14 protein-coding genes and 1 pseudogene are annotated in these 13,921 nt (G+C 65.9%); 4 read left to right on the top strand and 11 right to left on the bottom strand.

The window, feature by feature from the left end:
- Positions 1-76: 76 nt before the first annotated feature.
- Complete coding sequence (locus JWQ89_RS19580; protein WP_299643817.1) at positions 77-754, bottom strand: flavodoxin reductase; 678 nt, start codon at positions 752-754, stop codon at positions 77-79.
- Between the two features lie 291 nt (positions 755-1,045).
- Between JWQ89_RS19580 and JWQ89_RS19585 the strand changes: the two genes are divergently transcribed.
- Positions 1,046-1,387, top strand: a complete 342-nt coding sequence (locus tag JWQ89_RS19585) for a hypothetical protein (protein ID WP_299643819.1) — start codon at positions 1,046-1,048, stop codon at positions 1,385-1,387.
- A 98-nt stretch (positions 1,388-1,485) separates the two neighbouring features.
- On the opposite strand, the gene JWQ89_RS19590 is transcribed toward JWQ89_RS19585, so the two are convergent.
- From JWQ89_RS19590 to lnt, 4 genes are all read right to left on the bottom strand, one after another.
- Positions 1,486-1,893, bottom strand: coding sequence for a helix-turn-helix domain-containing protein (locus JWQ89_RS19590; RefSeq protein ID WP_299643820.1), 408 nt, complete (start codon positions 1,891-1,893; stop codon positions 1,486-1,488).
- Positions 1,894-2,093: 200 nt separating this feature from the next.
- Positions 2,094-2,831 carry a tRNA (guanosine(46)-N7)-methyltransferase TrmB gene (gene trmB / locus JWQ89_RS19595; RefSeq protein WP_299643823.1) on the bottom strand — a complete coding sequence of 246 codons (738 nt, stop codon included), beginning with the start codon at positions 2,829-2,831 and terminating at the stop codon, positions 2,094-2,096.
- A gap of 112 nt (positions 2,832-2,943) precedes the next feature.
- Positions 2,944-4,206, bottom strand: a complete 1,263-nt coding sequence (metK, locus tag JWQ89_RS19600) for a methionine adenosyltransferase (RefSeq protein ID WP_299643826.1) — start codon at positions 4,204-4,206, stop codon at positions 2,944-2,946.
- Between the two features lie 132 nt (positions 4,207-4,338).
- Positions 4,339-5,952 (bottom strand): apolipoprotein N-acyltransferase, encoded by a 1,614-nt coding sequence (gene lnt, locus JWQ89_RS19605; protein ID WP_299643828.1) that lies wholly within the window; start codon positions 5,950-5,952, stop codon positions 4,339-4,341.
- A 206-nt stretch (positions 5,953-6,158) separates the two neighbouring features.
- Here lnt and JWQ89_RS19610 point away from each other — a divergent pair, with 206 nt between their 5' ends.
- Positions 6,159-7,109 (top strand): serine hydrolase, encoded by a 951-nt coding sequence (locus tag JWQ89_RS19610; protein ID WP_299643830.1) that lies wholly within the window; start codon positions 6,159-6,161, stop codon positions 7,107-7,109.
- A gap of 2 nt (positions 7,110-7,111) precedes the next feature.
- Here JWQ89_RS19610 and JWQ89_RS19615 read toward each other — a convergent pair whose 3' ends face one another.
- The 5 genes from JWQ89_RS19615 to miaB all read right to left on the bottom strand — a co-directional run bounded on the left by JWQ89_RS19615 (position 7,112) and on the right by miaB (position 11,679).
- Complete coding sequence (locus JWQ89_RS19615; protein WP_299643831.1) at positions 7,112-7,525, bottom strand: hypothetical protein; 414 nt, start codon at positions 7,523-7,525, stop codon at positions 7,112-7,114.
- 117 nt (positions 7,526-7,642) lie between these two features.
- A complete protein-coding gene (locus JWQ89_RS19620) occupies positions 7,643-8,548 on the bottom strand; it encodes a hemolysin family protein (protein WP_299643833.1) in 906 nt (301 codons plus the stop codon).
- Between the two features lie 181 nt (positions 8,549-8,729).
- Positions 8,730-9,203, bottom strand: coding sequence for an rRNA maturation RNase YbeY (gene ybeY / locus JWQ89_RS19625; protein WP_299643835.1), 474 nt, complete (start codon positions 9,201-9,203; stop codon positions 8,730-8,732).
- Positions 9,203-10,225 (bottom strand): PhoH family protein, encoded by a 1,023-nt coding sequence (locus tag JWQ89_RS19630; RefSeq protein ID WP_299643837.1) that lies wholly within the window; start codon positions 10,223-10,225, stop codon positions 9,203-9,205. The genes ybeY and JWQ89_RS19630 overlap by 1 nt, the downstream gene beginning before the upstream one ends.
- 41 nt (positions 10,226-10,266) lie before the next feature.
- The gene (gene miaB, locus JWQ89_RS19635; protein ID WP_299643839.1) at positions 10,267-11,679 is read right to left on the bottom strand and encodes a tRNA (N6-isopentenyl adenosine(37)-C2)-methylthiotransferase MiaB; all 1,413 of its coding nucleotides are present in this window, start codon (positions 11,677-11,679) and stop codon (positions 10,267-10,269) included.
- 101 nt (positions 11,680-11,780) lie between these two features.
- On the opposite strand from miaB, the gene JWQ89_RS19640 reads away from it, so the two are divergent.
- On the top strand, positions 11,781-12,968 hold the full coding sequence (locus tag JWQ89_RS19640) for a PLP-dependent aspartate aminotransferase family protein (RefSeq protein WP_299643842.1): 1,188 nt from the start codon (positions 11,781-11,783) through the stop codon (positions 12,966-12,968).
- Complete coding sequence (locus JWQ89_RS19645) at positions 12,965-13,342, top strand: VOC family protein (protein WP_299643844.1); 378 nt, start codon at positions 12,965-12,967, stop codon at positions 13,340-13,342. The genes JWQ89_RS19640 and JWQ89_RS19645 overlap by 4 nt, the downstream gene beginning before the upstream one ends.
- A 186-nt stretch (positions 13,343-13,528) precedes the next feature.
- On the opposite strand, the pseudogene JWQ89_RS19650 reads toward JWQ89_RS19645, so the two are convergent.
- Positions 13,529-13,921 (bottom strand): annotated as a pseudogene (locus JWQ89_RS19650) (1-acyl-sn-glycerol-3-phosphate acyltransferase); the annotation flags it as partial.

Raw genomic sequence — 13,921 nt, forward strand, 5'->3', positions numbered from 1 at the left:
GTGGCTCCGCACCCCTCTCCGGCAAAATCCCGCCAATGGGGAGTTGCGCTGTGGGTCTGCCGGTGCAGAGGCCCCGCTACGGCTTCTCCCAGGTCAGGGCTTCGGCCTTGGCGCCCAGGCTGCCGAGGGCGGATTTGAGGTCGGCGACCATGGGGTCGGGGCCGCAGAGGTAGAAGTTCTGGGACATGTCGCCGACGTGGCGCTTGAGGAAGGCCACGTCGATGCGCTCGTGGAGTACGCCGGCGGCGGAGGGGTCGTCGGTGAGGGTCCAGGTGCATTCGAGGCCCTGCATCGCTTCGAACTCGCCGCGCAGGATGATGTCCTCGGCCTTGCGGTGGGAGGCGATCAGGCGGTGGCCGGCGAGCCTGCTGTCGTGGTGGAGCTGGCGGAGGATGGCGATGAAGGGGGTGACCCCGGCGCCGCCGGCGATGAAGGTGCCCGGACCCTTGTAGGTGATGGTGCCCCATGGGTCGCGGAGCATCAGGCGCTGGCCCGGAACGTAGCCGAACAGGCGCTCGGTCACGCCGTCGCCGCCGGTGTGGAAATAGCTCTTGATGGTGAACTCGAGATGGTCCCAGTCATTGAGCGCGGTGAAGGTGAAGGGGTGCTTCCTGTCGCGCCAGCCGTCCTCGTCGAGCGAGAGTTCGGTCGCCTGGCCGGGCTCGAAGCGGAAGCCGGGGGGCTTTTCCAGCTCATAGCGCCGCACATTGTGGGTCACCGGCTGAATATTCAGAATTTTTACGCTCTGGGGCATGACGCGACTCCTTGACGCCGTGGGACGCGCCGAGTGGGCGCTTCGTTCCCACGAGGTGCAGGGTGCAGCCCTCCGAAATCGGGCGCAAGCCCTGCCGCTGCCGATGGTTCCCTTGCGGCAACCAACCCTCCTCATGGGGGGTGCGTATCGCAGAAGATAGTCGCCATCCGCGGCGTAACTGTCTGCACCTATTGATGAATTTCAAGTGGCGAGGATGCAGATTCTCCGTCTTGCCGACGCAGGCGCGGAGGCCGATTTCCCTGTTGTCCAGAGAAACGAAAGGGACAAAAAATGAAAACCACCACTCTTGGCCTTGCCGCGCTGCTGCTTGCAGGCGGCCTGTCTGTTCCGGCCCTCGCGGCCACCTTCGACGCCCAGTACTATCTGACGCTGCTGCAGCAGAAGGGCATCGAGGCCACTGACGTGTCGCAGGCTTCGAGCAATGTCATCCGCGCCGAGGTCAAGCTGGCGGACGGCTCCACCGCAACCCGCTACTTCTCCACGGCAACGCTTGCGCCGGTAGGGGCGCCTGCACCGGCCAATACCCGTGTGCTGAGCAAGCTCGACGTGGGCGGGACGGCCGCTGCGGTGGCCAACCAGTCGCTGCTCTATGACGGCGACGGCACCAACTAGCACCGAGTCCGGATCGGCCGGTTACCGGCCGATCCGCTACCCGCGCGAGGGCATATGCCCCAATTGCGTCGTGCGGGATCGAGAGGGAAGGAACGGGGCTATCGTCCGGTGCCGGTACGCAGCCCGGAAGGCTCGAGCTGATGGGAGTCGCGGGCATCGAACAGCTGCCGGGCCTCCTGCACCCTTGACCAGTGAAGGGCGGCAAAGGCCTCGAACGCCTCGAAGGCCTTCAGCGCCTCCATGCCGAGATCGGTCAGCGCGTAGTCTACGCGTGGCGGGATGGTGGCGTAGCTGGTGCGTGAAACGAAGCCGTCGCGCTCCAATGCCCGGAGGCTTGCCGTCAGCGCCTTTTGCGAAATGGTGCCGATGTCGCGCTGCAGTTCGGAAAAGCGCATGGTTGCGTGCCGAAGATGCAGCACCACGGTCAGCGTCCATTTGCTGTTCCGCGTGGTCAGGAGTTCTTCGATTACAGCCTGGTTCACTGGCGGACGATTCTGCTGACGCATTCGCCTACTCCTCAAGAGTGAGGCCAGCCGTTACCGGTCGGCGCTATGTCCCCAGGGGCGCATATCGTATCCCTGCATGATTTTTCCAGAGCCCAACCCCGGAAATCGACCAGTCGTTGCCTAAACGTTCCATTACTTTCTGGTAACAAATGCGCCCTGCCGTGATTGGGCCCGGTCTGGAGCAGAATTATAGTGTGCAACTATTCGTGATGACGGCCCTCGATGCGCTCGAAGCTTAGATAAAAGCTTCGGAGCCGGCCATCGGCGCGGGCCTTTTCCTCGTAGCGTGTCGGCTCCCAGCCGTCATAGGGCTCGTGCCAGAGGCCCGGCCGCTCGGGCGCGAAACGGAATTCCGGAGCCCGCAGGATGTGGGCGAGAGTCCAGTTCGCATAGTCCTCGATATCGGTGGCGAAGCGAAACAGCGTGCCGGGTTTCATCGTGCGCACAAGTTCCTGCAAGGTCAGCGGCGAGATGAAGCGGCGCTTGTGATGGCGCGCCTTCGGCCAAGGGTCGGGATAGAGCAAATATGCCCCGTCGAGGCAGGTATCGGGAAGCTTCTGCAATAGTTTCAGCGCGTCGTCGGTGAAGAGGCGGATATTGTCGAGCCCCTCCTCGTCGATCTGCTGCAGCAGCTTGGCGATGCCGCCGCAAAAGACTTCGCAGCCGATGAAGCCGGTATCGGGGTGACGCCGCGCCTCGAGCGACAGATGTTCGCCGCCGCCGTAGCCGATCTCGATAACGATTTTTGCAGGTGCGGTGGGAAAGAGGGCGGCTGGGTCGAGCGAAGTGTCGCCCAGCGTGATCTCGATCTCGGGGAGGAGTTCCTTGAACAGCCGGTCCTGGCCCTTGTGCAGGCGTTTGCCCGAACGGCGGCCGAAGAAGGCGCGCGGCTCGCCGGCGAGGGTTAACGGGTGGTGGGGTTTGTCTGTGGTTTTCAAAACGCCCACCGGGTCATTCCCGCGAAAGCGGGAACCTCTGTTTTTCTGCACGTGGCACGACCGCAAACGGAGGTTCCCGCTTGCGCGGGAATGACCCCGTGCGCGGGCTAACTCAAGCCGCCTTTACCGCGGCTTTCAGGGCCGGGACGAGGTCGATCTTTTCCCACGAGAAGCTGCCGTCGCGGCCGGGCTTGCGGCCGAAATGGCCGTAGGCGGAGGTCTTGGCGTAGATCGGCTTGTTGAGGTCGAGCCTGGTGCGGATGCCGCGGGGGCTGAGGTCGAAGACTTCGCCGAGGACGGTTTCGAGAGTGGCTTCCTCGACCTTGCCGGTGCCGTGGAGGTCGACATAGATCGACAGGGGCTTGGCCACCCCTATGGCGTAGCTCAACTGGATGGTGGCGCGGTCGGCGAGGCCGGCGGCGACGACATTCTTGGCGAGGTAGCGCGCCGCATAGGCGGCCGAGCGATCGACCTTGGTGGGGTCCTTGCCCGAGAAGGCGCCGCCGCCATGCGGGGCCGCGCCGCCATAGGTGTCGACGATGATCTTGCGGCCGGTGAGGCCGGCGTCGCCGTCGGGACCGCCGACGACGAACTTGCCGGTCGGATTGACGTGCCAGACGGTGTCGGCGCTGATCCAGCCCTCGGGGAACGAGGCGCGGACATAGGGCTCGATGATCTGGCGCACGTCGTCGGAACTGAGGCTCTCGTCGATATGCTGGGTCGAAACCACGATCTGGGTGACGGCGACCGGCTTGCCGTTCTCGTAGCGGATGGTGACCTGGCTCTTGGCGTCGGGGCCGAGCTTGATGGCGGCGCCCTCGCCGGCCTTGCGGGCGATGTTCAGCGCCTCGAGGATCTTGTGGGCGTAGTAGATCGGGGCGGGCAGCAGTTCGGGGGTCTCGCGGCTGGCATAGCCGAACATGATGCCCTGGTCGCCGGCGCCGACATCCTTGTTGCCGGCCTCATCGACACCCTGCGCGATATCGGCCGACTGGCCGTGCAGCAGCACGTCGATGCGGGCGGTCTTCCAGCTGAAGCCCGACTGCTCGTAGCCGATGGCCTTGATGGCCTTGCGGGCGGTCGATTTGAACTTCGCGGGATTGACCACCGGATGGCCGGCGGCGTCGATCAGGATCTTGCCGTCCTTGCCCTTTTTCAGCAGCGTCTCGGGGACGCGGACCTCACCGGCGATGACGACGCGGTTCGTGGTGGCGAGGGTCTCGCAGGCGATGCGCACCTTGGCCGGATCCATGCCGGCTTTCCGCGCCTCGCGGAACACCAGGTCGACGATCTCGTCGGAAATCCGGTCGCAGACTTTGTCGGGATGACCCTCGGAGACCGATTCCGAAGTGAAGAGATAGGAAGACCGGGCCAAGGCTAAACCCCCGAAAAGTGCTCAAAAAATGCGAAAATCGCATAGTTGGCGTGTGTTCTGCCACTCAGGCAGCGCGCGGTCAAGTGATATAAAGGAAGCTTTATGTCCTAGCTGGGCACTGTCGTGGAATATTCATTCGATACGCCGCGGACGGCGCGCCGCAACGAGCGAACCTAGGATGCCGAGCCCGATGGCGACCCAGAAGGGCAGGTCGCCGAAGCGGGTGAACAGCGTGCCGCCGGCGATGGGCTCGGCGGGGACGACATCGAGCACGCCGACCTCGTTTTCGGCGAGTCGCGCGGTGATTCGGCCGAGCGGATCGACGCTGAGGGTGACGCCGGAATTGGCGGCGCGCAGCAGCGGCAGGCCGGTCTCGACGGCGCGGAGGCGCGCGTGGTGGGCATGCTGGGCGGGGCCGATCGAACCCATGAACCAGGCGTCATTGGTGATGTTGAGGATGAACTGGGCCTGGGACGGATCGCCGATATCGCCGGGGAACACCGCCTCGTAGCAGACCAGCGCCAGGAAGGGCGGCGTGCCGGGCGGGGTCATGAGGCGGCGGCCGTCGCCGGCGGCCCAGCCGTTGGTGCCGGGGACGAACTGGTTGATGCCGAACAGCCGCCAGAACGGCTGGAACGGCAGGTATTCGCCGAACGGCACGAGGTGGGACTTGTCGTAGCTGGCGACGACCTCGCCCTTGCTGTCGATGGCGAGGATGGAATTGTAGCCCGGATTGTCGCGGATCGGCAGGCCGTCGTCGCCGATCGGCTCGCGCGGCGCACCGGTCAGCAGCAGCGTCGTATCGGGCAGCATGCGGGCGATGCGGGCGATGCCGTCGGGATAGTTAGTGAGGAAGAACGGGAACACCGATTCCGGCCAGACCAGCTGGGTGATGCCGGCGAGACCGGGGTCGGTGGGGGTGAGCTTGCTCTCCGAGAGGCTGATCAGCTGGTTGATGATGGCGTCGGGATCGGCGGCGCTCCAGTCGGCATGGTCGAGGATCATCGGCTGGACCATCCGCACCTTCATGTCGGTGCGGGGGACGAGCGGGGTGTTGGTGAGCCGCCAGTTGCCATAGGCGACCTGCGCCGCGATGACGGCGACCGCGAGGAAGAACGGGATCAGGCGGCGCACCACGCCGCGCTGGTCGGCGGGCCAGATCAGCGCCGGGGTCATGGCGATGAGGGCGGCGAGGAAGGTGAGGCCGTAGGTGCCGATCACCGAGGCGAGCTGCAGCATCTCGTCATTGGCGGTGAGCGCATAGCCGATGAGATCGAAGGGGAAGCCGGAAAACAGGTGCCCGCGCGCCCATTCGGCCAGCGCCAGGAAGCTTGCAAGGGTGACGATGCGGAAGGCGCCGCCCGACCAGAGGAGATGCGCCAGCGCGCTGCCGAGCCCCCAGAAGATCGAGAGGATGGCGGCGAGCCCGACAATGGCGAAGGGCATGAGGAGGAGGAAGAAGCCGCCCTCCTCGAAGAAGGCCGCGCCCAGCCAATGGAGCGCCACGGTGAAATAGCCGAGCCCGAAGGCAAAGCCGATATGGAAGGCGGGCCCCACGAGCCGCCGCCAGCCGTGCCGGCGCTCGGCCCCATCGAGGGCCCAGACCCAGATGGGGAGCGCGAGGAACAGCGCGGGGAGGAGGAAGAACGGCGGCACCGAGGCGGCGGCGAGCGCGCCCGCCGCAACGAGGATCAAGAAACGCCGCCAGCCATGGCTCAGCATCACGGTCTCGGCGAGCCAGGTCATGCGGCGCTCGAATCACAGGGCATGTGGCAAGGTCGCGAGGCGGGGGCGCCGGGTCAAGGCGGCATAGCCGCGCTGCGGCGCGGCGGGGGTAGCAACGGAGACGAGACGTAACGGAGTGGGCGAGGACGGCACCCGGGGACGCGGGATTTGCCGCCAATCTCGAGCGGAAGCTGGCGGCGGGGCTCGAATCGGGGCTGCTGCTGCCCATGCACACGGTGGCGGTGAGCCGGGCCGGCAAGCTGGTGCTCGAGGAATATTACCGGGGCGAGGACGAAAGCTGGGGCGATTCGCTGGGCCGGGTGAGCTTCGGGCCGGAGGTGCTGCACGACCTGCGCTCCGTCACCAAGAGCGTTGTCGGGCTGCTCTACGGCATCGCGCTCGAGCGCGGGCTGGTGCCGCCGGTTGGGGCGCCGGTGATCGATGCTTTCCCCGAATATCCGGACCTCGTTGCCGACCCGGCGCGGCGCAAGGTGACCATCGAGCACACGCTCAACATGACCATGGGGATGGAGTGGGACGAATCGAAGCCCTACACCGACCCGACCAATAGCGAGATCGCCATGGAGCTGGCGCCGGACCGCTACCGGTTCGTGCTCGACCGGCCGATCGTCGCGGCGCCGGGAGAGAAATGGATCCATTCCGGCGGCGCGGTGGCGCCGATCGGCGCGCTGATCGAGCGTGGAGCGGGCAAGCCACTGGGTGAGTTCGCCCGCGAGGCGCTGTTCGAGCCGCTGGGGATTTCCGCCTTTCACTGGATGGCGGGGAGCGACGGCGTGGCGTCGCCGGCGTCCGGGCTGCGGCTCAGGGCGCCGGACCTGTTGCGGATCGGCGCGATGCTGGTCGACGGCGGCCGGTTCGAGTGCCGGCAGTTGGTGCCGGAGGCCTGGCTCGACACGTCGTTCACGCCGGCGATCACGCTGCCGGATGGGCTCGGCTACGGGCGGCTATGGTATATCGGGGAGGCGCCGGTGCCGGCATTCGGCAGGCCGATGCGCTGGATCGGCGCCTTCGGCAATGGCGGCCAGCGCCTGTGGCTGGTGCCGGAAGCCGGCGTTGCCTGCGTGATCTATGCGGGGGACTACAACAAGTTCGACCGCTGGGTGACGCCGGTGCGCGTGTGGCGTGAGATCGTGCTGGGGAATCTGGAGCGGGCTTAGGTTTAGGACGGCTGCGGTACCCAAGTAGGCTTGTCATCTACGCGCCGGTAACCCCGCTCGCCACTGCCATTGCCAAACCAAACCAAAGGTTCGTCGAATGGCTTCAGAAGGAACGAGACGCCCATCGCAGTTTTCCCCTTCGTTCGCGCTTCGGTCTTCCAGTCAATCAGGGTGCCCTGCCTATAGGACTTCTCCCGTTTGGCACTGTGCAGTGCGACATAGCCGCCCAGTTGGATTGCCGGCTGACATAGGTCTTCATCAACGGCCCAAACTCCTGACCAGAACCGACCGTCGGGTAGGAGCGTGACCTCGTAGTCGCTCTGACATTTGAAATGAAACCCTATCACAGGACTCACAGCGCCGCCCGCCCTTCGGGGGCGGCGCTGCTCCTGTATCGCAGCGATGCGGTCGGCCAATGAAGTCTCACCCTTGCTCGCGGCATTGCGCCGAACCTGCTCGAGCCGCTCTGGGGCAAGCGCAAGCAGCTGCTCATCTGACCACACAAACAAAGGATACCTCCGACTGTTCGATAACTACTCTGCGGCCGGGGAGTCTTCGGGAGCCTTGGCGGCCGGTGGTTTGGGCGGCCGGGGCTTCGGCTGCTTCAACCGCTTGATCTTGACGCGTTTGACCTGGCGGCTGTCGGCTTGCAGGACTTCGAACTCGAAGCCCTTGATGCCGTTGACGTGTTCGCCCTTCACCGGCACGTGGCCGGCGAGTTCGAAGACGAGGCCGCCCAGCGTGTCGACTTCGTCGGCATGGGCGCCGGGGTCGAAATCGGGGCCGATGACTTCGCGCACTTCGGTGAGCTCGGCGCGGGCCGAGGCGATGAAGACGTTCGAATTGACCTTGCGGACCAGCGCCACGTCGTCGTCGTGCTCGTCCTCGATCTCGCCGACCACCGCTTCGAGCAGGTCCTCGATGGTGACGAGCCCGTCGGTGCCGCCATATTCGTCGATGACCACGGCCATATGGACGCGTTTGAGCTGCATCTGCTGCAGCAGGTCGCCCACCGGCATCAGCGGCGGGACGAACAGCACCTGGCGGACGATGTCGAGCTTTTCGATGCGCGAGCGTAGCGGCGGCGAGACGAGCTTCACCGGCACGGCGGCTTCGGGATCGGCGACGGGCTCGGTGATGCGGCGCAGCGCGTCCTTGACGTGGATGAAGCCGGTGATGTTGTCGAGGCTGTCGGTGTAGACGGGCATCCGCGAGTGGCCGACCTGGCGGAAGCGGGCGACCAGCACGCCTAGCGTGTCGGTGGTCTCGATCGCCTCGATATCGGCGCGCGGCACCATGACGTCCTCGACGCGCTTTTCGGCGAGATCGAGCACGTTCTTGAGGATGGTGCGCTCGGACTGGGTGAAATCGGTGGTGCCGCCGTTGTTCTCGCTCTCGAGCGCGACTTCGAGATCATCCCGCAGCGACACGGTGCGCATGGCGACGAGCGCGCGCAGCCAGTGCCAAAGACGATGCCCCCACGTGGCCGAGGGGGCGAGACTAGAAGGAGGCTCGCCGTTCGACTTGGGGGAGGCCGGTTTCTTCGGCGGCGCGGACGGACTGTCGGAGTCGTTCATCTCTAATGGCCACGTAGGGCCTTCAATTCATCGGAGTGTTAATCTAGCTGTCGGCGTAGGGATCGGCAATGCCGAGGGTCGCGAGAATACTGGTCTCGAGCCCTTCCATCTCCGCCGCATCGTCTTCCTCGATATGGTCGTAACCGAGCAGGTGCAGGAACCCGTGCACCAACAGGTGGGTGTAATGGGCCTCGAAAGTGACGCCCAGGTCCTCGGCTTCCCGCGCCACCGTCTCGCGCGCGAGGGTGATATCGCCGAGGAGGCCCATGACGGGCGAGAACGGCTCGATCTGCGGGAAGCTCAGGACGTTGGTGGATTTGTCGAAGCCGCGCCACTGGTGGTTGAGCTGGCGCTGCTCGGCGTCGTCGGTCAGCACCACCGAGACTTCGGCGACGCCGGCCATCCTGGCCTTGGACTGCTTCAGGGCTTCGCGGATGGCGGTTTCGGCGACGGCCTCGAGGTCATCGGGCCAGCCCTCCGCGTTGACCGCGAAGGCAATTGACAGTGGCGGTCGCATCAGGCCTTCGCGTGGTTCTCGGAGAGCCGGCGGGCGGTATCAGCCTCGTAGGCGCGAACGATCCGGCCGACCAGCGCGTGGCGCACCACGTCCTTGTCGTTGAAGCGCGAGACGTGGACGCCCTCGATGCCATCGAGCAGCGATACCGCCTCGATCAGCCCGGATTTCTCGCCGCGCGGCAGGTCGACCTGGGTCGGGTCGCCGGTGACGATCATCTTGGAGTTTTCACCGAGGCGGGTCAGGAACATCTTCATCTGCATCGAGGTGGTGTTCTGGGCCTCGTCGAGGATGACCACCGCATTGGCGAGGGTGCGGCCGCGCATGAAGGCCAGCGGCGCCACTTCGATGATGCCCGAGGTGATGCAGCGCTCCACATGCTCGGGGCGCATCATGTCGTAGAGCGCGTCGTAGAGCGGGCGGAGATAGGGATCGACCTTGTCCTTCATGTCGCCAGGGAGGAAGCCGAGGCGCTCGCCAGCTTCGACGGCCGGGCGAGAGAGGATGATGCGGTTGATGTCGCCGCGCTCGAGCAGCGTCGCGGCGTGGGCGACGGCGAGATAGGTCTTGCCGGTACCGGCTGGGCCGATGCCGAACACCAGCTCGGCGCGGTCCATGGCCCGCATATAGGCGTCCTGCGCCGGGGTGCGGGCAACGATGGTGGCCTTGCGGGTCGCGATCTGCGCCATGCGCACCCTGCCCTTCTTCTCGAGCGTGGGCAGGCTCAGCTGGCTGTCCTCGGTCTCGATCATGCGGATGACGCCATCGACGGTCGACACCTCGATCGGCTGGCCTTCCTCGAGCTGCTCGTAGAGCGACTCGAGCACGCGGCGCGCCTGGTCGACGGACCCGGCCCCGCCCTTCAGCATGACGTGGTTGCCGCGCGGCGTCGCCTGCACGCTGAGACGTTGCTCGATCAAAGCAAGGTGCTGGTCAAAATCGCCGTAGAGTTGTGCGGCGAGCTTGTTGTCTTCGAAGGCGAGTTCAAGCTGGGAGGATGGGCCGTGGTCGGTAGACGGGGGCAAATGCCTGCTCAAAATCTCTGGGGCTCCTGGGGGACGGCCGCTCAGATATGGGTCGCCATGGCTTGAGACTCAATAACGCTAGCAGAATTCGGTTCCACGTCTGTGACAATCTTGCCAGTAAGGGAATTATTCCCGGCAGCGACGATTTCGACCGGCACGATCTGCCCGATCAACCGCGTCGAACCTTCCATGTGCACCGCCTGTAGATAGGGCGAACGGCCGCCGACCTGGCCCGGCATGCGGCCGGCCTTCTCGATCAGCACCGGCAGAATGCGGCCGACGACGGAGATGCCGAAATCGCGCATTTGGGTGGTGATAAGTGCGTTGAGCCGGGCGAGGCGCTCGGCCTTGACGGGTTCGGCGACCTGGTCGGGCATGCCGGCGCCGGGCGTGCCGGGGCGGATAGAGTATCTGAAGGTGTAGGCGGAGGCGTAGCCGACGTCCCTGGCCACCTGCAGGGTTTCCTCGAAATCGGCATCGGTCTCGCCGGGAAAGCCGACGATGAAATCGCCCGACAGCGCCATGTCCGGACGGGCAGCCATGATGCGCTCGATCACCGACATGTAGTCGGCGCGGCTGTGGCGGCGGTTCATGGCCTTCAAGATGCGGTCGGAGCCGGACTGGATCGGCAGGTGCAGGTAGGGCATCAGCGCGTCGAGATCGCGATGCGCCTCGATCAGCTCGTCGGTCATGTCGAGCGGGTGCGAGGTGGTGTAGCGGATGCGGGCGATGCCGGGAATCAGCGACAGGCGGTAGCAGAGTTCGCCGAGCCCGACGGTGCGGCCACGGACATCGAGGCCGTGATAGGCGTTGACGTTCTGGCCCAGCAGCGTGAGTTCGCGCACCCCGGCATCGGCGAGGTTCCGCGCCTCGCGCAGCACCTGCTCGACCGGGCGGGAAACCTCGGTGCCGCGGGTATAGGGGACGACGCAGAACGAGCAGAACTTGTCGCAGCCTTCCTGCACGGTGAGGAAGGCGGTGAGGCCGCGGGCGAGAGTGACTTCCCTTTTCGCCGCGGGCAGATGCTCGAACTTGTCCTCCTGCGGGAAGTCGGTGTCGACCACCTTGGCGCCGTTATGGGCGCGCGCGATCAGCTCGGGCAGGCGGTGATAGGATTGCGGGCCGAACACCAGATCGACGGCGGGGGCGCGGCGGACGATCTCGTCGCCTTCGGCCTGGGCGACGCAGCCGGCGACGCCGATCATCAGCTCGTGGCCGCTGGCGCGGCGCTCCTCGCGCAGGTCGCGCAGGCGGCCGAGTTCGGAGAACACCTTTTCCGAGGCCTTTTCGCGGATGTGGCAGGTGTTGAGGACGACGAGGTCGGCATCGGCCATGTCGTGGGTCGGTTCGTACCCGTGCGGCGCCAGCGCATCCGCCATGCGGTCGGAATCGTAGACGTTCATCTGGCAACCGTAGGTCTTGATGAACAGCTTTTTGGGCGTGTGCTCGGTCATGGGCGGGTGAATACACCGAAGTCAGTGGGAGTGCAAAAGCGATGGGCTGGTGGGTGGCCCCAAGCTCAGGATTGGGGCACCTTCCCCCTCCGGAGGAAGCCATGCCCATAAACCTCGAAACTCTCGTCCTGCACGGTGGCGATGGAACGCGTGTCATCGGTGAGCCGCTGGCACCGGCGCCGGTTCTGTCGACCACCTATTTCACCCATCCTGATGCGGTGGGGTTTTCGGCCTCCGACCTCACCGACGATGCGCCGCATTTCTATACCCGCTGGAGCAACCCGACGCTGGAGCTGCTTGAGAAGCGGCTGGCGCTGCTCGAGGGCGGGGAGGCGGCGCTGAGCTTTGCCTCGGGGATGGCGGCGATCACCGGGTTGTTTGCCGGGCGGCTGAAGAGCGGGGACCATCTGGTGCTCTCGGATGTGTGCTATGCGGGCGTCGCCGAATATGCCCGGCAGGCGCTGCCGCGGCAGGGGGTGGAGGTGTCGTTTGTCGATAGCTCGGACCCGCAGAATGTCGCGGCGGCGATGCGGCCGAACACGCGGCTCGTCCATATCGAGACGCCGGCCAACCCGATCCTGAAGCTGACCGATATCGCGGCGGTGGCGGCCATTGCGCATGCCGGCGGGGCGGAGCTTTCGGTGGATTCGACGATTGCGACGCCGGTGGGGACCAATCCGATCGCGCTCGGGGCCGACTACGTGTGCCACGCGCTGACCAAATACATTTGCGGGCATGGCGATGCGCTGGGCGGTGCGGTGATCGGGCGGGCTGATCGGCTCGCGGAGTTGCGCCGGGATGTGCTGATCCACCATGGGGCGGCGCTGTCGCCGTTCTCGGCCTACCTGATCCTCAGGGGGATCGAGACGCTACCGCTGCGGATGGAAAAGCATCAGGCCAATGCGCGGGCGGTGGGGGAGTGGCTGGAGGGGCATCCGAAGGTGCGGCGGGTGCTGTGGCCGGGCCTCGCGAGCCATGAGCAGGCGGAGCTGGCACGCCGGCAGATGCGGAATTTCTCCGGGCTGCTGAGCTTTTCGGTGAAATCGGACAGCGCCGGGATGGCGCGGCAGCTGGCCGAGCGACTGAAGACCGTGAGTTACGCGGTGTCGCTGGGGAAAACCAAGTCGCTGTGCTTCTACATCGGGACGGACGACATCTTGCGCTCGTCCTTCGCGCTGGCGGATGAGCGGGCCTATCGCGATAGGGCCGGCGAGGGGGTGTTCCGGGTGTCGGTGGGGATCGAGGACGCGGGCGATATCATCGCGGATTTCGAGCAGGCACTGCGATGAGCGGGACCCTGAAGGAGATCGTGTTCGATTGCCGGGAGGCGGCGCCGCTGGCGCGGTTCTGGGCCGCGGTGCTGACGGGCTATGCGGTGCGCGCCTATGACGAGGCCGAGATCGCCCGGCTGGCGGCGCTGGGGCTGACGCCGGCGACCGACCCGACGGTGATGGTGGACGGTCCGGGGCCGACGCTGTGCTTCCAGGAGATCGATCGCAGGCGCGACCAGGGGCGGATCCATCTCGACGTGCTGGTGGCGGACCGGACGGCGGAAAGAGCACGGCTGCTCGGGCTTGGGGCGACAGTGGAGCGCGAGGCGGAGGGCTATACGGTGATGGCCGATCCGGAGCGGAACCTGTTTTGTATTGTGGAGGGGGGCTGAGCTGGTGCCTTCTCCCCTTGCGGGAGAAGGTGCCCGAAGGGCGGATGAGGGGTATCTCTCCGCGCACTCAGTCGCTCGTCGCTTTCGCTCCGATCGCGCAACCTCCGGTTGCGGGACCCCTCATCCGGCGCTTCGCGCCACCTTCTCCCGCAAGGGGAGAAGGCACCCGACTGAGGGCTGCGAAGCTTACTCCACCGCCACCGCCACCGGCAGTGGCGTGCCGCGGTTGAGCGCTACCAGCATCCGCCGCACCTCGTTTTCCATCTGCTTGGCCAGCTCCTTGCGGTTGGTGCCGGCGCCGAGGGGGCGGGGGGTGCCGAAGGCGAGGGTGACTTCGCGGGTGCCGCCGGTCAGGATTTCCTTGATGTTTTGCTTGACCGACTTGGACTTGATCCAGGCGATGAAGGAACGGTCGGTGCGACCGACGGGGAGGCCCTGCAGCTTGGTATAGGCGATGGTCAGGGGCTGGATCATCACCTCGCCGGCGCCGGCTTCCTCCATGGCGTGCTGGGCGGCGCCGATCAGCGCCGAACGAAACGGCAGCACATGGGTGCCGATATCGGACTGGCCTTCGGCGAA

Source organism: Devosia sp., assembly GCF_028290645.1.
Lineage (GTDB): Bacteria > Pseudomonadota > Alphaproteobacteria > Rhizobiales > Devosiaceae > Devosia_A.

Coding starts and splice junctions, on each gene's coding strand:
- JWQ89_RS19580 (WP_299643817.1), bottom strand. CDS start 754: ATGCCCCAGAGCGTAAAAATTCTGAATATTCAGCCGGTGACCCACAAT.
- JWQ89_RS19585 (WP_299643819.1), top strand. CDS start 1,046: ATGAAAACCACCACTCTTGGCCTTGCCGCGCTGCTGCTTGCAGGCGGC.
- JWQ89_RS19590 (WP_299643820.1), bottom strand. CDS start 1,893: ATGCGTCAGCAGAATCGTCCGCCAGTGAACCAGGCTGTAATCGAAGAA.
- lnt (WP_299643828.1), bottom strand. CDS start 5,952: ATGACCTGGCTCGCCGAGACCGTGATGCTGAGCCATGGCTGGCGGCGT.
- JWQ89_RS19610 (WP_299643830.1), top strand. CDS start 6,159: ATGCACACGGTGGCGGTGAGCCGGGCCGGCAAGCTGGTGCTCGAGGAA.
- JWQ89_RS19620 (WP_299643833.1), bottom strand. CDS start 8,548: ATGCGCACCGTGTCGCTGCGGGATGATCTCGAAGTCGCGCTCGAGAGC.
- ybeY (WP_299643835.1), bottom strand. CDS start 9,203: ATGCGACCGCCACTGTCAATTGCCTTCGCGGTCAACGCGGAGGGCTGG.
- miaB (WP_299643839.1), bottom strand. CDS start 11,679: ATGACCGAGCACACGCCCAAAAAGCTGTTCATCAAGACCTACGGTTGC.
- JWQ89_RS19640 (WP_299643842.1), top strand. CDS start 11,781: ATGCCCATAAACCTCGAAACTCTCGTCCTGCACGGTGGCGATGGAACG.
- JWQ89_RS19645 (WP_299643844.1), top strand. CDS start 12,965: ATGAGCGGGACCCTGAAGGAGATCGTGTTCGATTGCCGGGAGGCGGCG.